This is a genomic window from Janthinobacterium sp. SUN120, from assembly GCF_030397735.1.
Lineage (GTDB): Bacteria > Pseudomonadota > Gammaproteobacteria > Burkholderiales > Burkholderiaceae_D > Janthinobacterium > Janthinobacterium kumbetense.
The window spans coordinates 141,947-166,495 of sequence record NZ_JAPUBW010000007.1 but is presented as its reverse complement, the minus strand read 5'-3'; the positions used below and the strand labels follow the sequence as shown (position 1 = coordinate 166,495).

The following is a 24,549-nucleotide window of genomic DNA, read 5'->3' as shown; positions in this document are numbered from 1 at the left end:
TGCAGCGAGGCCGTGAGGCAATTGAGCGGACCGGCGCAAGGTGGCGATGTCGAGGCGCAAAAAGCCCTCGCCGATATCTATCAGGGCGAGCAAGGATGCCGGGACGTGGCGCGCAGCGAGGCCGAAGCCGAGCGCTGGTATTTGCTGGCGGCCAAGGGGGGCGATCGCGCCGCGCAGAAGGCGCTGGTTTTCATGTATGCATACGCGCCGGGCCGCATGCGCAATCCCGCGCGCGCGCGGCCCTGGCTGGGCGTCATGGCCGCGCAGGGTGACGGCAAGCCGCTGCAGGAACTGGCGCAAATGCATGAACGGGGTGAAGGGGGGCCGGTCGACAGGGTGCTGTCGTACGCGCTCAACCTGCTGGCGCAGCAAGACAAGGAGTGGAGCGGCGCGGCCGCGATGGAGAAGTCCCTGCCGGCGCAGCGTGACAGGATGTCGCCGGACCAGGTCGATGAAGCCGTGCGCCTGGCTGCCGGCTGGAAGCGGGGCGCGCCCTTACCGGCGACGTCGCTGACGGGACAGCGTTCGCCGCAGGACTGGTACCGCCGCGCCGCCGAGGGCGGCGACATGGAAGCCGCCTACCAGTTGGGCTTGCTGTGCTGGAAAGGCACGGGCGGCCTGGATGAACCGCAGGCCGCCCGCTGGCTGCGCAAGGCCGCCGAAAGCGGCAGTGCCAAGGCCCAGTTGCAGCTGGCTGTTCTGTATGGAGAGGAGGCGGGCGTGCCGCAGGACTATGTGCTCGCTTCCATGCTGAGCCAGTTGGCGGCGGCGGGCGGCGCGGCGGAGGCCGGCGACGTCGTGGCCCGCTGGGCAAAGAAATTGAATGCGGCGCAACACGCCGAGGCGGATCAGCTGGCGCGGGCATGGAAGGTGGGCATGCCATTGCCGCAGGTCTCCGTGCACGGCATGGAACGCCTGATCAATTATGTGCACGAGGCACGCAACAAGCTGCCGCCGACGCCAGAGGTGACGGCGCTGTTCAAGGCTGCCAGAGAGGGCGATGAAGCGGCCTTCGGCAAGCTGCTTGCCGGTGTCGCCGAGCCGGGCAACTATGCGATCGACAGGCTTCCCTTGCTGAACTATTTGATCTTGCCCCCATCCGGCATGTTCAAAGCCGAAGCGGCATGGCTGAAGGCGCAAACGTGGCGGGACGACGATCAGGAGCGACTGGCGCAGGCGTCGGAGCCGGCCCGCCGCCAGGCGCTGCGTGAGCGGCACGCCGCGCTGTTGCCCACCAAGCTGCGCATGATGACGCTGCTGTTGCAACGCGGCGTGCCGCTCGGCGAAGGCGATACGCTGTACCACGCCGCGCCCCTGCATCTGGCTGCCCTGTATGGCAATGCCGCGATGGTGCGCCTGTTGCTGGCCCATGGCGCCGATGCGCGGCAATACGGCGGCGAAAACCAAACGATGGCGCCGCTGGAATACGCCTTGCAGCAGGAGGATGCGGGCATCTTGCCGGAATTGATCGACGCGAATGAACGGACGGCCAGCATGATCGCCTTGCTCGACGCAGGCGCGGGCCGGCCATATTTGCTGGTGGATCAGTATCTGGCAGAGAAAAAAGCCAAGAAAGGCGGGGCTGCGCAGCCAGCCGAACGGCCGCTGGCCGATTCGTTGACATGGGGGCGCTTGCTGCGCCTGACGCGCGGTACTGAAGTGCTCGACAAAATGCTGGCCACCGGCACCACGCCGAATATTGATGAGCAGGACAAGTCGCTGTACGCCTTTGCCGCCGAAGCGGGCAACGCCGGCGTGCTCGATTGGCTCAAGCAGCGCGTGCCCCGGCATGACGCGAAGGGCAAGGACCGCTGGCTCGATGCCGCGATGCGCGCCATGTACAACCATCAACCGGCGTCCGAAGACGTGCTGCGCCAACTGGTGGTGCCCGGCATGCCATGGCAGCAAGTCGGCCCCGCCGCCGAAGAGTCTTACAAGGGACAGGGGGCGGCGCTCGATTCGCGGCGCCTGGAAAAGGAGACGCTGCTGTGGCATGCCGTGCGCAGCCAGCGGCCAGACTGGGTCACCCGCCTGGCCGCGATGGGCGCGCCCGTCGTCAGCGACGGCTATCTTCCGCCCTTGCTGGCGGCCGTCGAAAATGGCGACGCGGCGATGGTCAAGCTGCTGCTGGGCCTGGGCGCCGATCCGCAAGCCGGGGGGATTTCCGTGTTGAAGATGGCGCAGCAACGGGCGTCGACGTCGGAAAACAAAGCCGTGCTGGCCGCGTTGCGGGCGGCTGCCGCGGCGCGCTAGCATCCGGCAGCCGCACCGCTGCACAGGGCAAGGACAAGGCCGCCAGCCTGCCGCCGCAATAGCGTTAGCCTGGCCGGCATGCGCCGCCTTGCGCGGCGACATCGCTGTGTTTTGGCGGCCTGGCGAGTCGTTTTACTGCAACAGAACGGGGATCAAGGCGCTGCCGATGCTATAATGCCGGCCTCGGCGCCTCCTGCCTCATCCTTGCGGACGGCGCCTGCAGACGCGGTTGTATCAACGTTTCATATCCAACACGCGCCCGCGTCTCAAGGCCAGCGCATCCGCGATGCCAGCCACCTTCAGCGCGTCCCCTTCGGGCCGGGCGCCTGAGCCACGCGCACCGCCAGCGGTGCACCATTCACGGCGGAATACCGCGCGCCATCGTCTTTATCGGCCGCGCCGCCACAGCTTAGCCAGGAATGTTGTTATCTGGCCCGTCGTCTTTCGATACGGCATGTAACTACGGCGCGCCTTGACGCCTGTGGCCGCGCCATGGCCGCGCGCTTTCCTGGTTTTGCCTTTACAAGGAAACCAGCATGAAAAAACTCTCGATCAGTGTCGGCCTCGTTTCGACCATCGCCACCCTGGGCGTCTTGCCTGCCGCCCACGCCCAGTCGTCTGCCGGCCCGTCGTCAGTCATCCCGTCGTCAGTCACCATCTATGGCTTGATGGATGCGGGCCTGGTGCAGGAAGGCGGCGTCAGCAAGCTCACCAGCGGCGTATCGGCCGGCTCGCGCCTGGGCTTGCGCGGCACGGAATCCCTGGGCAATGGCTTGCACGCCGTGTTCACCCTGGAAGCAGGCGTCCTGAGCGACTCGGGCCGCTCCGACCAGGCGGGGCAATTGTTCGGCCGCCAGGCATTTGTCGGCATCGACAGCCCGCTGGGCATGTTGACCGTGGGCCGCCAGTACAACCTGCAAAGCCAGGCGCTGACCGACGTGGCCGACCCGTTCGAGGGCGGCCTGGCCGGCGCGGCGACCAACCTGGCCGGCTATTCGGCCACGCGCATCGACAATACCGTGCGCTACACCTCGCCGGAATGGCGCGGCGTGACGGGCACCGTCATGTATGGTGCCGGCGAGCACACGGGGATTGCGGCAGATCAACGTTCGCTGGGCCTGGCATTGGGTTATGTCAACGGTCCCCTGACCTTGCGCCTGGCGCGCCAGAGCCGTGCCGGCGAGCCGGGCAAGGCCGACGTGAATAACACCATTCTGGCCGGTAATTACAACTTTGGCGTGGCCACGGCGTTTGCCGGCTATGGCCGCAACACGGGCGATGGCAGTAGCATGTTCTTTGCGGAAAATCCGTACGGCGCAGCGCAGGCGCCGGCCCAGTCCACCGACAGCCGCGACGCCATCGTCGGCGTCTCCGTGCCGCTCGGCGCGACGACACTGCTGGCCTCGTATGTGCGCAAGGATGACCGCGATGCGGCCAACCGCGACGCGCAGCAGCTGGCCATTGGCGCCACGTACGCCTTGTCCAAGCGCAGCAAGGTGTATGTTGCCTACGCGCATATCCGCAACCGCAACGACGCCGCCTACATGGTGGGCAATGCAACGGAAGTGGGCAGCGGCAACCGCGCCTTCAACATCGGTCTGCGCCACGCGTTTTAAGCGGGCAGCATGTTGCCTTCGAGCAGCAATGTTTCGAAAGCGGCGGCGGCCAGGGGGCGGCTGAACAAATAGCCCTGCATCTGGTCGCAGCCGTGCTGGCGCAGGAAGTCCAGCTGCTGCGCCGTTTCCACGCCTTCGGCGATCACTTTCAGGCGCAGGCTGTGCGCCAGCGAAATGATGGCGCGCACGATGGCCGCGTCGTCCATGCTGTGCGTGATGTCGCTGACGAAGGTTTTGTCGATTTTCAATACGTCGATGGGGAAGTGGCGCAGGTAGGCCAGGCTGGAGTAGCCGGTGCCGAAGTCATCGATGGACAGTTGCACGCCCAGTCCCTTCAGCTTGGCCATGATGACCGTGGCTTGTTCCACGTCATGCATGACCATGCTTTCCGTCAATTCCAGTTCCAGGTGGGCCGCGGCGAGTCCCGTGTCCGCCAGCGCCTGCGCCACCGCGTGCAGCAGGTTCTTTTGCTTGAATTGCCTCGCCGACAGATTGACGGCCAGGCGCAGCGGGCCATGGCCGGCCAGCTGCCAGGCACGCGCCTGGGCGCATGCCGTGCGCAGCACCCAGTCGCCGATGGGCGTGATCAAGCCCATTTCCTCGGCCAGGCCGATGAAGCTGGCCGGCGGAATCCGTCCCAGCTGCGGGTGGGTCCAGCGCAGCAGCGCTTCCATGCCCACCACCGTGCCGCTGGCCAGGTCCAGCTGGGGCTGGTATTCGAGGTGGAATTGCCCCCGCTCCAGGGCGTGGCGCAACTCGCTCTCCAGTCCCAGCCGTTCCAGGGTGCCCGTATTCATGCTCGCGGCATAGAATTGCCAGTGACCCCGTCCCTGTTCCTTCGCGCGGTACATGGCGATGTCGGCGTGCTTGATCAGCGTGTCGGCATCGTCGCCATCGTCGGGATACACGGCCACGCCCATACAGCAGCTGAGGAAAAATTCATATTCGCCCAGTTGCAGCGGTTGCGTCACGGCGTCCTGGATGCGCTGCAGGATGGCCACGCCCGGTTCGCCATTGCCGTGCTGGGGCAACAGCAGCACGAATTCGTCGCCGCCCAGGCGCGCCACGGTGTCGACTTCGCGCGTCGCGTCGCGCAGGCGCTCGGCCACGCTTTTCAGCACCAGGTCGCCCGCATCGTGGCCCAGGGTATCGTTGACGAATTTAAAGCGGTCGAGGTCGATGAAAACCACCCACAGGGGCAGGCCGCTGCGCCGCGTCACGGCCATCGCCTGCTCCAGCCGTTCGCGCAGCAGGGCCCGGTTGGCCAGGCCCGTCAGGATATCGTGCCTGGCCTGAAATTCCAGTTCCTGTTCGAAACGCATGACGGTGCTGATGTCGTATTGCGCTACGACAAAGTGGCTGACGGGGCCATCGCCATCGTCGCGCACGGGAGCGACGAACAGCTCGCTCCAGTAGCAGCTGCCATCCTTGCGGAAATTGCGCACGATGGCCTTGCCTTCGCGCTGTTCGCGCAGGGCTGCCGTAATGGCGTGCATGTCTTGCCGCCCTTGCTCCGGACCTTGCAAGTCTTCCAGGCGCTGGCCGATGACTTCGCCGGCCGCATAGCCGGTGATGCGTTCGAAGGCGGGGTTGACGTATTCGATCAGGTAGCCGGGCGCGTCGGCGCTGCACAGGATGATGGCATTGGCCGACACTTCGATGATGCGCTCGCGCAGCCGCAGCGACTTTTCATTGTGCATGCGCGCGGCGATGTCTTCGGACAGGCGCAAATTGGCAAACTGCAGCGCCGCCGTGCGTTCGCCCGTGATGCGGGCAATCACGGAATTGCGCGACACCAGCTGATACACATACGCGGCCGCCAGCAGGCTCGACAGCAGACCGCCCAGCAGCACGTACAGCGAGCCGCGGTGGTTGGCGTCCAGACCCATGCCTTTGGCCGGCAGCAGGGCGGCGCCCAGGGTGTGCGCGCTGGCGTGGTACTGCAGCAGCAGCCGGGTGCTTTCCGACTCGATCTGGCGCGCCGAGGCGTAGCACAGGGCCGTCAGGCACAGTCCGAACGCCAGGGTGAGCAGGGCCGAAGTGGAAACGGAAATGGAGATGCGCTTGAAGAATGATTGCATGGTGACGTCCCGTGGCAGCGCCGGTGCCGATCCATGATCAGGCAGGCCGGGCAGTGACTGACTGTAGGGCGGGCGGCGAAATACCGTCCGTTCGCTACCGAACGGACGGCCATGCCGGCAAGAAATATAGTCGGGGCACCGTGCCAGCGCTGTGTTACGCTGCACCACATGGCGGCCCTCGTTCGGACGCCTTTCATCGATCCCCTAGCTGACGACTGGAAACCAGGAAACCTGCCCATGTCGAGTCCGCATGCCCAGCTGCACAACCCGAATCAAAACCATTTGCTCGCCGCCATGCTCGACGCCGATTTCGCGCGCCTGGCCCCGTACCTGGAGCAAGTGTCGATGCTGCTCGGCGACGTGATCTACGATTCGGGCGACAAGCTGCAGCATGTGTATTTCCCCACCACGGCCATCGTTTCCATTCATTACCTGCTGGAAAATGGCGGTTCGTCGGAAATTGCCGGTGTCGGCAATGAAGGCGTCGTGGGCGTGTCGCTGTTTATGGGCGGCAACTCGACGCCGAGCCGCGCCGTCGTGCAGACGGGCGGCGTCGGCTACCGGCTGAAGGCGCATTTGCTGATGGAAGAGTTCGACCGCGCGGGGCCCGTCATGCGCTTGCTGCTGCGGTATACGCAGGCGCTGATCACGCAAATGTCGCAGACGGCCGTGTGCAACCGCCACCATACGGTGGAGCAGCAGCTGTGCCGCTGGCTGCTGCTGACCATGGACCGCTTGCCGAACCGCGAGCTGACGATGACGCAGGAGTTGATCGCCAACATGCTGGGCGTGCGCCGCGAAGGCGTGACGGAAGCGGCCGGGCGCCTGCAGCAGCGCGGCTTCATCAGCTACCGGCGCGGCCATATTTCCGTGCTGGACCGCGCCGGCCTCGAAGGCCATGTGTGCGAATGCTATGGCGTGGTCAAAAAGGAATTTGCGCGCCTGCTGTCGGACGTGCGCCAGCGCCAGTCTTCCTGAAGACCGCACTGCCTCGTATTCTTATCGTTGTCATAGCCCGGGCTACCTCATGCAATCTGTCGAAAACATTCCCCCGCGCGCACCGTCGCGCTGGCCCATGGCGCTGGCGTTTTCCTTCAGCGCCGTCGCGCTGCTGGCCGTCGGCGTGCTGGCCTGGCGCGCGCCGTTCGAGACGGCCTGCGTCATCGACGCGCTGGTCTTCTTGCTGCTGATGCTGCTCGTGGCGCTGTACCGGCGCACGGTGGCGGCCAGCCTGCCGCGCCAGCTGCTCAAGGCGGGCGCCTTGCAGGATGCGATCTTCAACAGTGCCAATTTCTCGTGCATCGCCACCGATGCGCAGGGCGTGATCCAGATTTTCAATGTGGGCGCCGAACGCATGCTCGGTTATGCGGCGAGCGACGTGGTCGACAAGCTGACGCCGGCCGGTATTTCCGATGCGCAAGAAATTGTCGCGCGCGCGGCCGCCCTCAGCGCCGAACTCGACACCGTCATCACGCCGGGCGTGGAAGCGCTCGTCTTCAAGGCCACGCGCGGCATCGAAGACATCTATGAACTGACCTACATCCGCAACGATGGCAGCCGCTTCCCCGCCATCGTTTCCGTGACGGCCTTGCGCGATGCGCAGAGCAAGGTCATCGGCTACTTGCTGATCGGCACCGACAATACGGCACGCAAGCAGGTCGAGGCGGAACAGGCGTTGCTGGATCAGCGCCTGCGCGAACAGCAGGCGTACACGCGCTCGCTGGTCGAAACCAACAATGCCGAACTGAAGAAGGCGCGCCTGGTGGCGGAAAAGGCCAACCGCGCCAAGTCCGAATTCCTGTCGAGCATGAGCCACGAATTGCGCACGCCGCTGAATGCCGTGCTGGGCTTTGCGCAGCTGATGGCGTCCGACGTGCCGCCGCCCACCGTGCCGCAGCAGCGCTCGATCGAACAGATCCTCAAGGGTGGCTGGTATCTCTTGCGTTTGATCAATGAAATCCTCGACCTGGCCATGATCGAATCGGGCAAGGTGACGTTGTCGCAGGAAGCGATGTCGCTGCTCGACGTGCTGCAGGATTGCCAGGCGATGATCGCGCCGCAGGCGGAAAAACGGGGCATCAGCCTGCATTTCCCCCGCTGCGGCGAAGCCTACTTCGTGCATGCGGACCGCACGCGCGTGAAACAGGTGATGATCAACCTGTTGTCGAACGCCATCAAATACAACCAGGGCGGCGGTTCCGTCACCGTCGACTGCAGCCAGCGCGGCGCCAAGGTGCGCGTCAGCGTGCGCGACAGCGGCGCCGGCCTCGATGCGGGGCAGGTGGCGCAGCTGTTCCAGCCCTTCAACCGCCTGGGACAGGAAAACAGCACGGAAGAGGGCACGGGCATCGGCCTCGTCGTCACCAAGCAGCTGATTGAATTGATGGGCGGCACCATCGGCGTCGACAGCACCGTCGGCGTGGGCACCACCTTCTGGTTCGAGCTGGCCGCCAGCAATGCGCCGGCACTGATGCTGGGCGACGGCGACGCGCTGCCGCAGGCGCAGGAAGCGCAGGAAAGCCAGCGCACCTTGCTGTACGTGGAAGACAATCCCGCCAACCTGGCGCTGGTGGAGCAATTGATCGCCCGCCGCAGCGACTTGAAGCTGCTCACGGCCATCGATGCGCACCTGGGCATCGACCTGGCGCGCACGTATCAGCCGGATGTGATCTTGATGGATATCAACCTGCCCGGCATCAGCGGCTATGGCGCCCTGCATATCCTGCACGACGATCCGCTCACGAAACATATTCCCGTGATGGCCCTGTCGGCCAACGCCGTGCCGCGCGACATCGAGAAGGGCCTGGAAGCGGGTTTCTTCCGCTACCTGACCAAGCCGATCAAGGTCGTCGAATTCATGGATGCGCTCGACGTGGCCCTGCACCATGCGGCCGCGCACGGCCTGGCCGACGACACTCATGCAGTACGCTAATTCAGCATTTATTTTTAGGAATACCGCCATGCTTCAAGCCACCGAGATCCTGAACGCCAGCATCCTCATCGTCGATGACCAGGAGGCCAACGTCATGCTGCTGGAACAGGTGCTGCGCAATGCCGGCTATACGCGCATCACCTCCACCATGGACCCGCAAGCCGTGCGCGCGCTGCACCAGCAGCACCGCTACGACCTGATCCTGCTCGACTTGCAGATGCCGGAAATGGATGGTTTTGAAGTCATGGAAGGCTTGCGCGACCTGGAGGCGGGCAGCTATCTGCCCGTGCTGGTGATCACGGCCCAGCCTGGCCACAAGCTGCGCGCGCTGCAGGCGGGCGCCAAGGATTTCGTCAGCAAGCCCTTCGACCTGGTGGAAGTCAAGACGCGCATCCACAACATGCTGGAAGTGCGATTGCTGTACCAAAAGCTGGCCGAATACAACAAGTCGCTGGAACAGATGGTGGAAGTGCGCACGGCGGAGCTGCGCGAAAGCGAAGCGCGCTTCCAGCGCTTCACGGAACTGTCGTCCGACTGGTACTGGGAACAGGATGCGCAGGGCAACTTGACGCGCTTTTCCGGCCCCGTGGCTGAAATGCTGGGCATCGGCAGCGAGGAAGAGCCGCAGCGCTGGAACGCGGCCGAACGCGCCTTGCTCGACGCCAAGATTGCCGCGCGGGAACCGTTTCTCGACTTTATCTACAGCCGCGCCAACCTCGACGGCAGCACGCAATACCTGCAGGTGAGCGGCGAACCGATGTTCGACACGGGCAGCCGTTTCATCGGCTACCGCGGCATCGGCCTCGATGTCACGGAGCGCCATCGCAGTGCCTGATTTATACTGGGCGCCATCGATACAGACCAGGAAAAATCATGACCGACAAATCTCCCTCCTACTGGTTCCCCGCCAAGACCTATGGCTGGGGCTGGGGCTTGCCCATCACCTGGCAAGGCTGGCTGGTGTTCCTGGCCGCGCTGGCGCTGTTCGCCTGCGGCGCCTTCCTGTTCCCCCCGCAAACCATGCTGGTCGGCTACATCGTCTATGAAGTGGCCATCGTTGCCGTGCTCATTTTCATCTGCCAGCTGAAGGGCGAACCGACCAGCTGGCGCTGGGGCAAGAAGAAATAAGCGCGATGGCGTCTGTTGCAATGCAGCAGATGCGCAAAGACGACACCTGCAAGAAATCATCTGGCCACGCGGCGTGAACCGCGTATAATTGGCTCGCTGCCGCAAGGCGGCAAACGCTAGGGGTCCTGCCTTTCGCTGTGGAAACACAGTGCAAGCGCGGGTGAGAAATACCCTCCGAACCTGATCTGGATAATGCCAGCGAAGGGAAGCTTTAGGATGACTGCACCCCGCTTTTCCGCGTGCGCAATTCCGAACCTCCTTAGCTGGCTCCAGGCTTAAAAATAGTCTAGCCAAGGAGCCAAAATGAACGCCAACCCGAAATTCCTCTCCGCCACCGCCACGGTCGACGAAGCCGCCATCGCGCCGTTGCCCAATTCGCGCAAGATTTACGTGCAAGGCAGCCGCCCCGATATCCGCGTGCCCATGCGCGAGATCAGCCAGTCCGACACGGAAGCGTCGTTCGGCGGCGAAAAGAATCCGCCGATCTACGTCTACGACACCTCCGGCCCCTACACGGATCCGGACGTGAACATCGATATCCGCTCCGGCCTCGATACGCCGCGCCTGCCATGGATCATGGAGCGTGCCGACACGGAAGAATTGCCCGGTCCCACTTCCGATTACGGCATCGCCCGCCTGGCGGACCCCAAGCTGGCCGAGCTGCGTTTCAATTTGCACCGCAAGCCGCGCCGCGCCATCGCCGGCAAGAACGTGACGCAGATGCATTACGCGCGCCAAGGCATCATCACGCCGGAAATGGAATTCGTTGCCATCCGCGAAAACATGCGCCGCCAGGAGTATTTGCGCGAACTCAAGGCTTCCGGCCCCATGGGCGAGCGCCTGGCCGACCTGATGGGCCGCCAGCATCCGGGCCAGTCCTTCGGCGCCAGCATCCCGGTCGAAATCACGCCGGAATTCGTGCGCGAGGAAATCGCCCGCGGCCGCGCCATCATCCCCGCCAATATCAATCACCCGGAAGTCGAACCGATGATTATCGGCCGCAATTTCCTGGTGAAAATCAATGCGAATATCGGCAATTCCGCCGTGACGTCTTCCATCGGCGAGGAAGTGGAAAAGATGACCTGGGCCATCCGCTGGGGCGGCGATAACGTGATGGACCTGTCCACAGGTAAACATATCCACGAGACGCGCGAATGGATCGTGCGCAACAGCCCCGTCCCCATCGGCACCGTGCCCATCTACCAGGCGCTGGAAAAGGTCAATGGCAAGGCGGAAGATCTGACGTGGGAAATCTTCCGCGACACCCTGATCGAGCAGGCCGAACAGGGCGTCGATTATTTCACCATCCATGCGGGCGTGCTGCTGCGCTATGTGCCGATGACGGCCAAGCGCCTGACGGGCATCGTTTCGCGCGGCGGCTCCATCATGGCGAAATGGTGTCTGGCGCACCACCAGGAATCGTTCCTCTACACGCATTTCGAAGAGATCTGCGAAATCATGAAGGCGTATGACGTGTCGTTCTCGCTGGGCGACGGCTTGCGCCCCGGCTCCATCTACGACGCCAATGACGAGGCGCAGCTGGGCGAATTGAAAACCCTGGGCGAGCTGACGCAAGTTGCCTGGAAGCACGACGTGCAAGTGATGATCGAAGGTCCGGGCCACGTGCCCATGCAATTGATCAAGGAAAACATGGACTTGCAGCTGGAACAGTGCGGCGAGGCGCCGTTCTACACCTTGGGGCCGCTGACGACGGATATCGCGCCCGGCTACGACCACATCACCTCGGGCATCGGTGCAGCCATGATCGGCTGGTATGGCACGGCCATGCTGTGCTACGTGACGCCGAAGGAACACCTGGGCCTGCCCAACAAGGCGGACGTCAAGGACGGCATCATCACGTACAAGATCGCGGCGCACGCGGCCGACCTGGCGAAAGGCCATCCGGGCGCGCAAATCCGCGACAACGCACTGTCGAAAGCCCGCTTCGAATTCCGCTGGGACGACCAGTTCAATATCGGCCTGGACCCGGACAAGGCGCGCGAATTCCACGATGAAACCTTGCCCAAGGATTCGGCCAAGGTGGCGCATTTCTGCTCCATGTGCGGCCCGCATTTCTGCTCGATGAAGATCACGCAGGAAGTGCGCGAATACGCGGCCGGCATGGGCATCGCGGAAGACAAGGCGCTCAAGCAGGGCATGGAAATCAAGGCCATCGAATTCATCAAGAACGGCGCCGAGCTGTACCGCAAGGTCTGAAGGAGGGCGTGATGACTGCATTGATCGACATCACGCTCAACGGCGCGCCGCACCAGGTGCCGCTGGGGCAAACCCTGGACCAATTGATCGCCGCGCTGTCGCTGGAAAACCAGGCGCTGGCGTTGGCCGTCAACCGCAACGTCGTGCCGCGCAAGGCGTGGCACGACCGGGTCCTGGAAATTCAAGACCAGGTGGAAATCGTACGCGCGATTGGCGGCGGTTAAGTTGAGAATAGACAAGGAAACGCACATGAATACCGCAACAAACAACGATCTGCTGACCATCGCAGGCAAACAGTACCAATCGCGCCTGCTGGTGGGCAGCGGCAAGTACAAGGATTTGCCGCAGACGCGCGAAGCGACGGACGCGGCCGAGGCGCAGATCATCACGGTGGCGATCCGCAGGGTAAATATCGGGCAAGATCCGAACGCGCCCAGCCTGCTCGATTTCGTGCCGCCCGACCAGTACACGATCTTGCCGAACACGGCCGGCTGCTACAACGCCAAGGATGCCGTGTACACCCTGCAACTGGCGCGGGAACTCCTGGGCGGGCGCAATCTGGTGAAACTGGAAGTGCTGGGCGATGAAAAGACGCTGTTTCCGCACATGCCGGAAACCCTGGTCGCGGCCGAAGCGCTGGTCAAGGATGGCTTCGACGTGATGGTGTATTGCAGCGACGACCCCATCCAGGCGAAGATTCTGGAAGACATCGGCTGCGTGGCCGTCATGCCGCTGGCGTCCCTGATCGGTTCGGGCATGGGCATCTTGAATCCGTGGAACTTGTCCTTGATCATCGACCAGGCGAAAGTGCCCGTACTCGTCGATGCGGGCGTGGGCACGGCGTCGGACGCGGCCATCGCCATGGAACTCGGTTGCGATGGCGTGCTGATGAATACGGCGATTGCCGGCGCGCGCGACCCCGTGCGCATGGCGCATGCGATGAAGCTGGCCGTGCGGGCCGGGCGCGAAGCATTTTTGGCGGGCCGCATGCCGCGCAAGTTCGCCGCCTCGCCTTCGTCGCCGATGGCGGGCCGGCTGGCGTGATGGCGCGACGGCGTCCCACCGTGCTCGTGTTTGCCGGTGCCGACCCGTCGGGCGGCGCCGGCATCGCCGCCGATATTCTAGCGATCGCGGCGCAGGGCGCGCATGCCTTGCCCGTCATCACGGCGCTGACGGTGCAGGACAACGACCGCGTGTTTGCTGTCGAGCCCGTGGCGCCGGAATTGCTGCGCCGCCAGACGCAGGCGCTGATCGCCAAGGTCGCCATCGATGCCGTGAAAATCGGCATCCCCGGCAGCGCGGCGAATGCGGCCGTCATCGCGCAACTGATCGCCCAATTGCGGCTGTCCCGCCCAAGCTTGCCTGTCGTGCTCGATCCCGTGCTGGCCAGCGGCCATGGCGACGTGCTCAGCCGGGACGACGCCGTGCTGGCGCTGGCGCCCTTGCTGCCCGTGACTACCGTCATCGTACCGAACGGGCCGGAAGCGCTGGCCCTCGGCGGCGAAGACAACTTGCGCGCGCAAGGCTGTGGACACGTGCTGGTGACGGGCGGCCACGGCGACGGCGAGGAGATCGTCAACCGCTGGCTGGACGGTGACGGGCGCGCGCGCGAGTGGCGCTGGCCGCGCCTGCCCGGAGAGTTTCATGGCAGCGGTTGCACGTTGGCGTCGGCCATCGCGGCCCGCCTGGCATTGGGCCAGCCGCTGGCGCAAGCGCTTGACCGGGCGCAAGCCTATTGCCATGCGGCCCTGGCCGGCGCGTATGCGATTGCGCCAGGTCAACTCATGCCGCAACGATTCATTGAATAAGGAAAACATCATGCGTGGACTGTATCTGGTCACCCCGAACTGGGATGACACCGACCGCCTGCTCGATATCACGGAGCAGGCTTTGCATGGCGGCGTGGCGCTGCTGCAATACCGCCACAAGAGCGCCGACGCGGAGCAGCGGCGCGAACAGGCGGGCGCCTTGCTGATCCTGGCCCGCAAGTATGGCGTGCCTTTCATCGTCAATGATTTTCTCGAGCTGTGCGAAGAGCTGGACGCGGATGGCGTGCACGTGGGCGGCACGGACGCGTCCGTCGCGCAGGTGCGCGCGCGCCTGGGCAAGGACAAGATCGTCGGCGCTTCGTGCTATGGCGACATGGCCCTGGCGCGCACGGCAGCAGAGGGCGGCGCCAGCTACGTGGCCTTCGGCGGCTTTTATCCATCGCTGGTGAAAAAGTATCCGGTGACGACGCCCCTGGATATCGTGCTGCAGGCGAAACGCGAAATCGCCTTGCCCTGCGTGGTGATCGGCGGCATGACGCCGGAGAACGCGGCGCCGCTGGTGGCGCGCGGGGCCGACATGGTGGCGGCGATCAGCAGCGTATTTGGGAAGGGATCTCAGGCGGACGATGTGGATATTGCAGTGCAGCAATTCAATCTGCTGTTTGCGCAGGCCGGGGAGGCGTGAGGGGGCGGATTTGGCGGATAATCGGCATATAATAAGGGCATCATTCATTACCGAGGTCCCTTTACCCATGAGTCAGCCAGCCGCCGCGAAACGCCTTATCCTGATCGTTGACGATGACCAGCTCCTGTTGGAATTCCTTGGCGAAGTCCTGCGCCATGCCGGCTACGAGACGGCCCTGGCCCATTCGGCCGAAGTGGCGCTGCAGCTGATCGCCCAGCGCGAGCCTGACCTGGCCTTGCTCGACATCCACATGCCGGGCATGTCCGGCCTGGAACTGGCCAAGCGCCTGCACGGCGAAACGGCCGTGCCATTCATGTTCCTGTCCGGCAGCGGCGACAGCGAATCGGGCAAGCAGGCGGCCGCCTACGGCGCCGTCGGCTATGTCGTCAAACCCGTCGACGAAGGCCGCTTGATGCCGGCGTTCGAAGCGGGCCTGGCGCGCGCCGATGAAATCCGCCAGCTGCGCCGCACCGAGCTGAACCTGAACGCGGCCCTGGCCGCCGGCCGGGAAACGAGCCTGGCCGTCGGTTTGCTGATGGGCAAGTTCCAGACGGACCGCAACACGGCGTTCGAAGTGTTGCGCGACCACGCCCGCTCCAGCCGCCGCAAGATCAATGAAATCGCCAGCCAGCTGCTGCTGGCCGAGGAAACCCTGAACGGCTTGCACGGCGCGTTTTTGAACCGGGCGAAAACCAAGTAAGAGTTTCAAGTAAGTGTTTCAAGTAAGCGTTGCACCGGCGCCGGCGTGGCACGTCGGCGCCTGCCTTGTTATGATGTGACGATACGGCGCGCTGGCGCGCCTGGTTCAACCATACACAGGACACACATGAAAACCAAAGCAGCGATTGCATGGAAGGCGGGCGCGCCTTTGACCATCGAGGAAGTCGATCTGGCCGGCCCGCGCGAGGGCGAGGTACTGGTCGAGATCAAGGCCACCGGCATTTGCCACACCGATTACTACACCCTGTCGGGCGCCGATCCGGAAGGCATCTTCCCATCCATCCTCGGCCATGAAGGCGCGGGCATCGTCGTCGACGTGGGTCCTGGCGTGAAAAGCCTGAAGAAGGATGACCACGTCATCCCCCTGTACACGCCGGAATGCCGCCAGTGCAAATTCTGCCTGTCGCAAAAGACCAACCTGTGCCAGTCGATCCGCTCGACCCAGGGCCGCGGCCTGATGCCGGACGCGACGTCGCGCTTTTCCATCGACGGCAAGCCCATCTTCCACTACATGGGCACGTCCACCTTCTCGAACTACATCGTCGTGCCGGAAATCGCCCTGGCGAAGATCCGCGAAGACGCGCCTTTCGATAAAGTCTGCTACATCGGCTGCGGCGTGACGACGGGCGTGGGCGCCGTGTTGTTTACGGCCAAGGTCGAGGCGGGCGCCAACGTGGTCGTGTTCGGCCTGGGCGGCATCGGCTTGAACGTGATCCAGGCGGCCAAGATGGTGGGCGCCGACAAAATCATCGGCGTGGACATCAACCCGGCGCGCCAGGCCATCGCGCGCAAGTTCGGCATGACGCATTTCGTCAACGCCAACGAGGTGGAAAACGTTGTGGACACCATCGTGCAGCTGACGGACGGCGGCGCCGACTATTCGTTCGAATGCATCGGCAACACCACCACCATGCGCCAGTCGCTCGAGTGCTGCCACAAGGGCTGGGGCCAGTCCATCATCATCGGCGTGGCGGCGGCCGGCCAGGAAATTTCCACGCGTCCGTTCCAGCTGGTGACGGGGCGCGTGTGGAAAGGTTCCGCCTTCGGCGGCGCGCGCGGTCGCACGGACGTGCCGAAGATCGTCGACTGGTACATGGAAGGCAAGCTCAATATCGATGATTTGATCACACACAGGCTGAAGCTCGATGATATCAATCAAGGTTTCGACTTGATGAAGAGCGGCGAATCGATCCGCTCCGTCGTGCTGTATTAATGAATTGACATACGCCGTACCACGGCGTTTTTGCGGAGGCTGCGGCCTCCGTTTTTTTTGGCTATGTCACCGTCAAATGTGGGAATGCTCCCAGTGTTGCTTTTAATAACGTTTCTGGTGAGCGGATGCGCCTGGCGTCGAGTATCCAGCGCCAGCCCAGGTAATTCGGCAGGTAGCGCGTCGCCACGCCGCGAAAGGGCCGCAGCCAGTCCCGCAGACGGCTGTGATACGCATTGACGTTCTGCACATGCGCGGCGCCTTGCACACGGATGCCGGCGCGCAAGTTGACGGCCTGGTGGCTGATGCCCGCTTCCCTGGCAAACGCCCGGTAGGCGGCATGGCCATCCGTTACCAGCAGGACATCCTTATCGATGACAGGTAACAGACAGCGGTGCAGCTGTGCCTTCGTCAACGCCCCTTTGCCCGTGACGAAATCGAGGGTCTGGCCTGTGCGGTCGCGCGCCACCAGGATACAGACCTGCTCATCGGAAATGCCGCGCTGGCGGGCATGGCCGCCCCGGCGGCGGGCCGGACGCGTCATCTGCCTCGATCCCTTTTCCGATTCCAGCACATATAACTCGTCCGCCTCGGCAATGCCATGCAGGCCATGCGGCCGATCCGTCCTGGCGACGCGGAGAAAACGGTGGCGCCAGCGAAACGTGGTGTTGCGGTGCAATCCCAGCTGCTGAGCGGCCTGGCGTACCGACCTCGAATCGAGCAGGCAATCGGCATAGGCGATCCATAGGGCCTTGTGACGCAAGCGGGACAGCGGCGTGCCCGTCAAGGCATTGAAGGTGCGCCCGCACGGTACACAACGGTAGCGCTGCAAACCATGCGCATGGCCATGCCGGTGCAGCTGATGCGAGTGGCAGGCGGGACAGGCCAGGCGCGGCTGCGCCACGCTTTCCAGCAGCGCGACGGTCGCGTCATGTGGCGCGTTGCCACGCAGCAAGGTTATGCCTGCCTGCCGCTGGCGCCGGTTCAGGTAAGCAAACTGTGCGATAAAGCTGATCCAGTCGGCTGGCTGCATGATCTACTCCCTGCGTGGTGAATATGCAGAGTCAGACAGCGCAGCCAACGGAAGATTCCGGCATTTCCCCTACTTGCCGATGACAGAGCCTTTTTTTTTGCCCGGCATGCCATCCATCGTCCGTGTTTGCCATCCAGGCAGGTCTTTTTGCAGCCTGTCGCACGGCGCTGGAGGCCAGGTCCGCTTGCCGCTACAGTCAACGCTCCACTACTTTTGCGACGAGGCAGCCATGACCACTTCCCATCGTTTGATCCTCAGCCTGGCCGGTATCCTGCTTGGCGGCAGCGCGCTGGCCGTGCAGCCGCCGCAACCGCCCGCGCCACCGGCCCCGCCGGCCGCACCCAGCGTGCAGGTCAGCCGTTCGCTCGACAAGGGCGAAAGCTATGCGCTGGTCGATGGCACCAGGGATAGCGAGGGCGTCATCGTCATCGACAGCGATATTCACTCGGAGCAGGTGGAAAAACTCAAGCGCTCGATCAAGGGGCCGTTCCTGTGGTTCCGCGACCAGGGGCAGGCCTATGTGCTGCAGGATGCGGCCTTGCTGGGCAAGGTGCGCACGGCATGGGAACCCTCGAAACAGCTGGGCAAGGAGATGAGCGCGCTTGGCGATCAAATGGGCGCGCACGGCAAGGCCATGGGGGAAATGGGCCGCAAGATGGGCGCCCGCAGCCTGGAAAAAGGCAGCGCGCGCGAATCGGAACAGCTGCGCTTGCTGGGCCGCCAGCAGCAGGAGCTGGGCCGCAAGCTCGGCGACGCCTCGCGCCGCCAGGCGCTGGCGACGAGCGACACGGCGCGCCGCGCGGCCGAGCGCGACGTGGAAGGCCTGCAGCAGCAGATGGAAGATGCGCAGGACAAGATGGAAGAGATCAACGACCGCATCGCCGACGTACACGAGCGCGAGGCCGAGAAAATGGAGCAGATGTCGCGCCAGATGGAGCAGCGCGGCAAGCCGATGGAAGCGCTGGGCAAGCAAATGGGCGACCTGGGCCGCCAGCAGGAAAAAGTCGTCAAGATCGCGGACAAGACCACGCGCCAGGTGATCGCCCAGGCGCTTAGCGAGGGCAAGGCCAAGCTGGTGCGCTGAAGGAGGTGCTCAATTAGCAGGCCAGTGGCTTGCGCATCAGGCAGCGCAGCGTCGGATCGTGTCCGTCCTGCGCTTCGTGCGCCAGCTTGAGCGCGTGGCCTGCGCCCAGCGCCGCAGCCCCGATTTCGCTGAAACCATGGCGCGCATAGTAGGGTGCGTTCCATGGCAGGTGGCGATACGTGCTGAGCGTCAGGCAGGCGCAGCCCAGCGCCTGGGCATGTGCCGCTGCCGCGTCGAGCAAGCGCGCGCCCACGCCCTGCCGTTGATGCGGCAGGGCAACGGACAATTCCACGATGAACAGTTGCCCGTCGAGCGGTTCGGCGGCCAGGAAGCCTGCTGGCGCGGCGTGCCCATCGGCGGCCACCCATACGCCGCCCTCGCGCTGCAGCGCCTGTAAGGTGCTCAATGGTAAGGGTTCTCCCTGCGCCAGCCACGCCAGTCCGGGGCCGGCCTGCGCAAACAGGGCCGCGGCGCTGCGCTCGACCTGGGCCAGCAGGGGCAGGTCGGCGCTGCTGGCTGTGCGGATGGCGTACTTCACGGCGTATGCCACGCGGCGGCCACGGCGCGGTATTGCGCCGGCAACTGCCTGGCGTCGTCCTCGCTGGCATATGCGTCATCCTGCACCGTGTCCCAGCGCGCGTCGCAGCTGAAACGGTAGACTTGCGCTTCGTCCCCGTAGCGGCATACGGCCAGGCCGTGGATGGCGATGGGGGCGGCGCCATCTTCAGCGGCAACATGGCCGAAAGGCAAGTCGGACCAGGCCCAGGCCAGTACGCGGGCGCCGTCGAGGTGGCTGGGAGGTGTCATGGGCGTTGTTTCCATCGGCTGTGCAGTGATGCCGATTGTAGCGCGCACGCGGCGAATCCGGCGCGACCGCTGGACAAATGCACAGTATTTTTAGCCATGCCGGTATAATCACGGCATGCAAAATCTTCTTCACAACCTCAATCCCGAACAATTGGCTGCCGTCACCTTGCCGGCGCAGCATGCGCTGATCCTGGCAGGCGCCGGTTCGGGCAAGACCCGCGTGCTGACCACCCGCATCGCGTGGCTGATCCAGACCCAGCAGGTATCGCCGCCCGGCATCCTGGCCGTGACGTTTACCAACAAAGCCGCCAAGGAAATGCTCACGCGCCTGTCGGCCATGCTGCCGATCAATACACGGGGCATGTGGATCGGCACCTTCCACGGCCTGTGCAACCGCTTGCTGCGCACGCACTACCGCGACGCGGCCTTGCCGCAAACGTTCCAGATCCTCGATTCGCAGGATCAATTGTCGGTGATCAAGCGCTTGTTGAAGGCGAACAATATCGATGATGAAAAATTCCCGCCGAAGACGGTGATGTATTTCATCAACAACGCCAAGGACCAGGGCTTGCGCGCCACGGATGTGGAAGCGTACGACGCGCACGAGCGCAAGATGGTCGAGCTGTACCAGCTGTACGACGACCAGTGCCAGCGCGAAGGCGTCGTCGATTTTGCCGAATTGCTGCTGCGCACGTATGAATTGCTCAGCCGCAACCAGCCCTTGCGCGAACACTACCAGGCGCGCTTCCGCCATATTTTGGTGGACGAGTTCCAGGATACGAACAACCTGCAATACAACTGGCTCAAATTGCTGGCCGGCCACGGCAGCCGCGATGGCGGCGCCCTGTTTGCCGTCGGCGACGATGACCAGAGCATCTATGCGTTCCGCGGCGCCAACGTGGGCAATATGAGCGCCTTCGAGCACGAGTTCCAGGTGAAGAACTTGATCAAGCTGGAGCAGAACTACCGCTCGCACGGCCACATCCTCGACAGCGCCAACGTATTGATCGCGAACAATAGCAAGCGCCTGGGCAAGAATCTGCGCACGGACGCGGGCCATGGCGAGCAGGTGCGCGTGTATGAAGCCAGTTCAGACTTGCAGGAAGCGCAATGGATCATCGAAGAGGCGAAAAGCCTGATCGCCGATGGCGCGTCGCGCAGTGAAATCGCCATCTTGTACCGCTCGAATGCGCAGTCGCGCGTGATCGAACACGCGCTGTTCTCGGCCGCGATTCCATATCACGTGTATGGCGGCCAGCGCTACTTCCAGCGCGCCGAGGTCAAGCACGCAATTGCCTATCTGCAATTGATGGACAATCCGCACAACGATTCGGCCTTCTTGCGCGTGGTCAATTTCCCCACGCGGGGCATCGGCATGCGCTCGATCGAGCAATTGCAGGCCGCGTCGGAACAGTACGGTATTTCGCTGTATGCGGCCGTGCCGTATGTGGCCGGCAAGGCGGGCAGCGTGCTGGCCGGCTTCGTCAAGCTGATCGAAGGCGTGCGTTTCGAAACGCAGCAATTGTCCTTGCCGGAAATGGTCAGAGTGGTGCTGGAAGCGAGTACCTTGCTGCAACATTATCAGAATGAAAAGGAAGGCGCCGACCGCATCGAGAACCTGGAGCAGATGGTCAGCGCGGCCAGCCAGTTCATTTCCGAAGAAGGTTTTGGCCAGGGCGCACCGGCGCATTTGGGGCCAGCCGCCCAGGCGCAGTCGGGCGCGCCCGTCGTGAACCAGGATGGCATCGAAATCCTGGACGCGGACGCGCCGTTGCCGGCCGTGATGTCGCCGCTCTCCGCCTTCCTGTCGCACGCGTCGCTGGAAGCGGGCGATAACCAGGCGCAGGCGGGCCAGGATGCGCTGCAGATGATGACGGTACACTCGGCCAAGGGCCTGGAATTCGACAACGTGTTCATTACCGGCCTGGAAGAGGGCCTGTTCCCGCACGAAAGCAGCTCGAAGGAAGACAACGGCGTGGAAGAGGAACGCCGGCTGATGTACGTGGCCATCACGCGCGCGCGCAAGCGCTTATATATGAGCTTTTCGCAGACGCGCATGCTGCACGGCCAGACGCGCTACAACATGAAGTCGCGCTTCTTCGACGAATTGCCGGAAGAATCGCTGAAATGGCTGTCGCCGAAGGTGCAGGCGAACTGGTTCGGCAACCGCAAGTCGGCCTGGGACGAGGCGCCGAAGCTGGCCAGCCTGGGTTCGGACAATGCGATTGCGCAAAAGATCGCGCAAAAAGCCACGGGCGGCGGCTGGCGCATCGGCGAATCCGTGGCGCACGCCAAGTTCGGCGAGGGCGTGATCGTCAATATCGAAGGCGGCGGCGGCAATGCGCGCGCGCAAATCAACTTCGGCCAGCACGGCATGAAGGTGCTCGACCTCGGCATCGCCAAATTGGAACGCCTGGGCCGCTAGTTTGCTGAGTAGCAATAAAAAAGGGCAGCCTGCGCAGGCTGCCCTTTTTTCATGCGGCGTGAAAATCAGTCGTTCGGCTTGTCCAGCGACACCGTCTTGCTCTCATCGACGGGCAAGCCGAAGATCTGGCGGTAGGCGGCGTAGAACGAGCAATGCATGATGATGGTCAAGATCATCGACAGCGGCATCATCAGTTGCATCATCAGCGGTGTGCGGCCAAAGATGACGGCCAGCAACTGGCTGGTGACGACGCTGATGGCGAACCAGGTGGCGGCGAAGACGATGAAGGCCGACAGCGAGCGCCAGACGGCGAAAAAGCTGAAAAACAGCGCCTTGCCCAGCCCGGTTTGTTTCCAGTAGATCAGCGGTGCGGCAAAGCAGAAGGCCATGGCGGCCGGCACGTACAGTACGATGGCCAGCAGGATGCCGAGACCCAGGCGCGATTCGGGGATGGCGGTGCGCGCCGCTTCTTCCGTCAATTGCCCCGTGACCAGTTGCCACAGCAAGCCGTCGTCCACCAAAGTCGAGGCGCCGATGGCTACGATGGCCATCAGGATGTACAGCACGCCCAGGCCGAACAGGGAAGGAAAGGCCGGCTTGCGGAAGCCCGAGATCAACAGGCTGGGCAAGACGCGCTTGCCCTGGTCGATGTTCAGGCAGCCTTGCACGAAGGCGACGGAAAACACGGGGACGAGGATGACGGGCAGCATCTGGCCGAGCACGGGCACGATGCTGACGGCCAGCATGCAGAACATATAGCCGAGAAACAGCATCGACATACCGCCAGGTTGCTTGCGAAACAGGGCGAAGCCTTGTTTCACCCATTGCCAACCTGTACTTGCAGGTAATTTTTCCATGTTTAAAACAGTTCCGGAGCAGGTGTGGCGATACGTTCGCGCAGAATGCGTTCGAAATGCGTGGGATCGTGCGGGGTCAGCATTTCCGCTTCGCGCGGCTGGTAATAATCGTACAGGCGCGACAGCCAGAAGCGCAGCGCGGCGGCGCGCAGCATCGGTTGCCATGCAGTCTGTTCTTCATGCGTAAACGGACGCACGGCCCGGTAGGCGTCGAGCAGGGCGCGCACGCGCACCGTGTCGAGCACGCCCGTGGCCAAGTCCACGCACCAGTCGTTGACGGTGACGGCCACGTCGAACAGCCAGGTGTCGCAGCCGGCAAAGTAAAAGTCGAAAAAGCCCGTCAGTTGTTCGCCGTCAAACATGACATTGTTGCGGAACAAGTCGGCATGCACGGGACCGCGCGGGATGGCTTTATAGGTATCGCAGGCAGCAAAGGCGTCCTGGAAGTGGATTTCCGCGCGCAGCAAATGCGCCCTGGCATCGTCGAGGTGGTGCAGGACGAGGGGCGTGGTGGTGTTCCACCAGTCCAGGCCCCGCAGATTCGGCTGTTGCAGGGGGAAATCCTGCGCCGCCAGGTGCATCTTCGCCAGCATGGCGCCCACGGCCGCGCAATGCACGGCTTGCGGCGCCATCTGCGAGCTGCCGTCGAGTTTGCTGACGATGGCGGCCGGCTTGCCTTGCAAGGCCGTCACCAGTTCGCCGTCCGCATTGGCGATCGGCGCCGGCACCAGTACGCCCCGGTCCGCCAAATGGCGCATCAGCTGCAGATAGAACGGCAATTGCTCGAAGCTGAGGTTTTCAAAGATCGTCAGCACATACTCGCCGCGCTCCGTGCTCAGGAAGAAATTGCTGTTCTCGATGCCGGACGCGATGCCCTTGAGCGCCAGAGGTTTGCCGAGTGGAAATTGCGTGATCCACTGGCCGATATCGTCCAGGTGTAGCGCGGTAAAAACTGCCATGGGAAAGAGAGGAATGGTCTAAAAGGTCAAAAAAAGCCGGCTGCCCCGCAGGTGGCCGGGGCAGGGCAGAAGAGAGTGGCTGCTTACTTCGCTGGTGCGGGCGGCGCTGGCGCGTCCGCGGCCTCTTCGTCGCGTTGTTTCTGTTTCTTCTTGCCCAGATCAAATTCCAGCACTTTCCATTGCGGGCCGCGCAGGGCGCCGCTGTGGGCCTGGTCGCCGCCGGCGGCCGGCTTCATGTAATAGGTGCTGCCGCCGCTCGTCACTTTCACTTCGGACGTCACGCCCGCTTCGCGTTTTTCGGTAATCTGCTGCTTGGCCGCGGCCGGCGCCACGGTGATGGGCGCTTCGCCCATTTCCTCGATGCGTTCCAGTTGTGGCGGCGCGTCGCTCGGTTTGGCCGGCGTCTGGGCGCTGGCGATGGCCGAACATGCCAGCAGGGGCAGGGCGAGGAATGTCCAGAGTGTCGATGTACGCATCATGATGGGTTCGCTTCCATGTGAGGGACTGCAGCGTGTGCAGTAGTGTAATGCCGTCAATTTATCTATAAGGCATTGTAACAAACTGGTAGGCAATGCTGTTTAATACGGCTGATTAATGTGCCGAAATGGCCGGCAGTGGCGGCCCGCGCGCCCGCACGGGGCCGCCAGGGTGGCAAAAACGCCGGAAGCGGCAGGCGTTGCGGCCGGTGGCGCGGCCCTAAACTCTGCGATAATTGGGCGATATTCCGCCCGCCCGCCGCTGTTCCTTCCCGGCTGGCGCGGCTCACCTTATTT

22 protein-coding genes and 1 riboswitch are annotated in these 24,549 nt (G+C 63.6%); of the genes, 15 read left to right on the top strand and 7 right to left on the bottom strand.

Annotated features, from left to right (window positions below; translation table 11 throughout):
• The first annotated feature begins 12 nt into the window (after positions 1-12).
• Positions 13-2,253 (top strand): ankyrin repeat domain-containing protein, encoded by a 2,241-nt coding sequence (locus O0879_RS26865; RefSeq protein ID WP_289919671.1) that lies wholly within the window; start codon positions 13-15, stop codon positions 2,251-2,253.
• 536 nt (positions 2,254-2,789) lie between these two features.
• Complete coding sequence (locus tag O0879_RS26860; RefSeq protein ID WP_289919669.1) at positions 2,790-3,869, top strand: porin; 1,080 nt, start codon at positions 2,790-2,792, stop codon at positions 3,867-3,869.
• Here O0879_RS26860 and O0879_RS26855 read toward each other — a convergent pair.
• Positions 3,866-5,950 carry an EAL domain-containing protein gene (locus O0879_RS26855; protein ID WP_251351010.1) on the bottom strand — a complete coding sequence of 695 codons (2,085 nt, stop codon included), beginning with the start codon at positions 5,948-5,950 and terminating at the stop codon, positions 3,866-3,868. The genes O0879_RS26860 and O0879_RS26855 overlap by 4 nt on opposite strands.
• 237 nt (positions 5,951-6,187) lie before the next feature.
• Here O0879_RS26855 and O0879_RS26850 point away from each other — a divergent pair, with 237 nt between their 5' ends.
• The 11 genes from O0879_RS26850 (at position 6,188) to O0879_RS26800 (ending at position 16,614) form a co-directional block, all read left to right on the top strand.
• Entirely contained in the window at positions 6,188-6,928 is a 741-nt protein-coding gene (locus O0879_RS26850) for a Crp/Fnr family transcriptional regulator (RefSeq protein WP_099665503.1), read from the top strand.
• A 49-nt stretch (positions 6,929-6,977) separates the two neighbouring features.
• On the top strand, positions 6,978-8,882 hold the full coding sequence (locus O0879_RS26845; RefSeq protein ID WP_289919667.1) for an ATP-binding protein: 1,905 nt from the start codon (positions 6,978-6,980) through the stop codon (positions 8,880-8,882).
• A 28-nt stretch (positions 8,883-8,910) separates the two neighbouring features.
• Complete coding sequence (locus O0879_RS26840; RefSeq protein ID WP_099665502.1) at positions 8,911-9,717, top strand: response regulator; 807 nt, start codon at positions 8,911-8,913, stop codon at positions 9,715-9,717.
• Between the two features lie 38 nt (positions 9,718-9,755).
• The gene (locus O0879_RS26835) at positions 9,756-10,010 is read left to right on the top strand and encodes a hypothetical protein (protein ID WP_077399591.1); all 255 of its coding nucleotides are present in this window, start codon (positions 9,756-9,758) and stop codon (positions 10,008-10,010) included.
• Positions 10,011-10,118: 108 nt separating this feature from the next.
• A riboswitch (TPP riboswitch) is annotated at positions 10,119-10,234 on the top strand.
• 79 nt (positions 10,235-10,313) lie between these two features.
• Positions 10,314-12,227 (top strand): phosphomethylpyrimidine synthase ThiC, encoded by a 1,914-nt coding sequence (thiC, locus tag O0879_RS26830; protein ID WP_289913600.1) that lies wholly within the window; start codon positions 10,314-10,316, stop codon positions 12,225-12,227.
• 20 nt (positions 12,228-12,247) lie between these two features.
• Complete coding sequence (gene thiS / locus O0879_RS26825; protein WP_289919779.1) at positions 12,248-12,451, top strand: sulfur carrier protein ThiS; 204 nt, start codon at positions 12,248-12,250, stop codon at positions 12,449-12,451.
• A gap of 25 nt (positions 12,452-12,476) precedes the next feature.
• Positions 12,477-13,271, top strand: a complete 795-nt coding sequence (locus O0879_RS26820) for a thiazole synthase (protein ID WP_289906799.1) — start codon at positions 12,477-12,479, stop codon at positions 13,269-13,271.
• The gene (locus O0879_RS26815) at positions 13,271-14,035 is read left to right on the top strand and encodes a hydroxymethylpyrimidine/phosphomethylpyrimidine kinase (RefSeq protein WP_289919666.1); all 765 of its coding nucleotides are present in this window, start codon (positions 13,271-13,273) and stop codon (positions 14,033-14,035) included. The genes O0879_RS26820 and O0879_RS26815 overlap by 1 nt, the downstream gene beginning before the upstream one ends.
• Before the next feature lie 10 nt (positions 14,036-14,045).
• Positions 14,046-14,681 carry a thiamine phosphate synthase gene (thiE, locus tag O0879_RS26810; RefSeq protein ID WP_289919664.1) on the top strand — a complete coding sequence of 212 codons (636 nt, stop codon included), beginning with the start codon at positions 14,046-14,048 and terminating at the stop codon, positions 14,679-14,681.
• Between the two features lie 67 nt (positions 14,682-14,748).
• The gene (locus tag O0879_RS26805; RefSeq protein ID WP_034749164.1) at positions 14,749-15,381 is read left to right on the top strand and encodes a response regulator; all 633 of its coding nucleotides are present in this window, start codon (positions 14,749-14,751) and stop codon (positions 15,379-15,381) included.
• A 126-nt stretch (positions 15,382-15,507) separates the two neighbouring features.
• Positions 15,508-16,614, top strand: a complete 1,107-nt coding sequence (locus tag O0879_RS26800; RefSeq protein ID WP_034749160.1) for an S-(hydroxymethyl)glutathione dehydrogenase/class III alcohol dehydrogenase — start codon at positions 15,508-15,510, stop codon at positions 16,612-16,614.
• A gap of 61 nt (positions 16,615-16,675) precedes the next feature.
• Here O0879_RS26800 and O0879_RS26795 read toward each other — a convergent pair whose 3' ends face one another.
• Positions 16,676-17,644, bottom strand: a complete 969-nt coding sequence (locus O0879_RS26795) for an IS1595 family transposase (protein WP_289913603.1) — start codon at positions 17,642-17,644, stop codon at positions 16,676-16,678.
• A gap of 229 nt (positions 17,645-17,873) precedes the next feature.
• Here O0879_RS26795 and O0879_RS26790 point away from each other — a divergent pair, with 229 nt between their 5' ends.
• Positions 17,874-18,728 carry a hypothetical protein gene (locus O0879_RS26790; RefSeq protein ID WP_143451388.1) on the top strand — a complete coding sequence of 285 codons (855 nt, stop codon included), beginning with the start codon at positions 17,874-17,876 and terminating at the stop codon, positions 18,726-18,728.
• Positions 18,729-18,741: 13 nt separating this feature from the next.
• Here the strand turns inward: O0879_RS26790 and O0879_RS26785 are convergent, their stop codons facing one another.
• Together O0879_RS26785 and O0879_RS26780 are read right to left on the bottom strand one after the other, a co-directional pair.
• Positions 18,742-19,266 carry a GNAT family N-acetyltransferase gene (locus O0879_RS26785; RefSeq protein WP_289919662.1) on the bottom strand — a complete coding sequence of 175 codons (525 nt, stop codon included), beginning with the start codon at positions 19,264-19,266 and terminating at the stop codon, positions 18,742-18,744.
• On the bottom strand, positions 19,263-19,535 hold the full coding sequence (locus tag O0879_RS26780) for a hypothetical protein (protein ID WP_289919661.1): 273 nt from the start codon (positions 19,533-19,535) through the stop codon (positions 19,263-19,265). The genes O0879_RS26785 and O0879_RS26780 overlap by 4 nt, the downstream gene beginning before the upstream one ends.
• Before the next feature lie 115 nt (positions 19,536-19,650).
• Here O0879_RS26780 and O0879_RS26775 point away from each other — a divergent pair, with 115 nt between their 5' ends.
• Positions 19,651-21,960, top strand: a complete 2,310-nt coding sequence (locus tag O0879_RS26775; RefSeq protein WP_099665494.1) for a UvrD-helicase domain-containing protein — start codon at positions 19,651-19,653, stop codon at positions 21,958-21,960.
• A 65-nt stretch (positions 21,961-22,025) separates the two neighbouring features.
• Here the strand turns inward: O0879_RS26775 and O0879_RS26770 are convergent, their stop codons facing one another.
• The 3 genes from O0879_RS26770 to O0879_RS26760 all read right to left on the bottom strand — a co-directional run bounded on the left by O0879_RS26770 (position 22,026) and on the right by O0879_RS26760 (position 24,255).
• Positions 22,026-22,817 carry a BPSS1780 family membrane protein gene (locus O0879_RS26770; protein ID WP_034784808.1) on the bottom strand — a complete coding sequence of 264 codons (792 nt, stop codon included), beginning with the start codon at positions 22,815-22,817 and terminating at the stop codon, positions 22,026-22,028.
• A 2-nt stretch (positions 22,818-22,819) separates the two neighbouring features.
• Positions 22,820-23,776, bottom strand: coding sequence for a homoserine kinase (locus O0879_RS26765; RefSeq protein WP_289906805.1), 957 nt, complete (start codon positions 23,774-23,776; stop codon positions 22,820-22,822).
• 83 nt (positions 23,777-23,859) lie between these two features.
• Positions 23,860-24,255, bottom strand: coding sequence for a hypothetical protein (locus O0879_RS26760; protein ID WP_070278239.1), 396 nt, complete (start codon positions 24,253-24,255; stop codon positions 23,860-23,862).
• Positions 24,256-24,549: the final 294 nt, after the last annotated feature.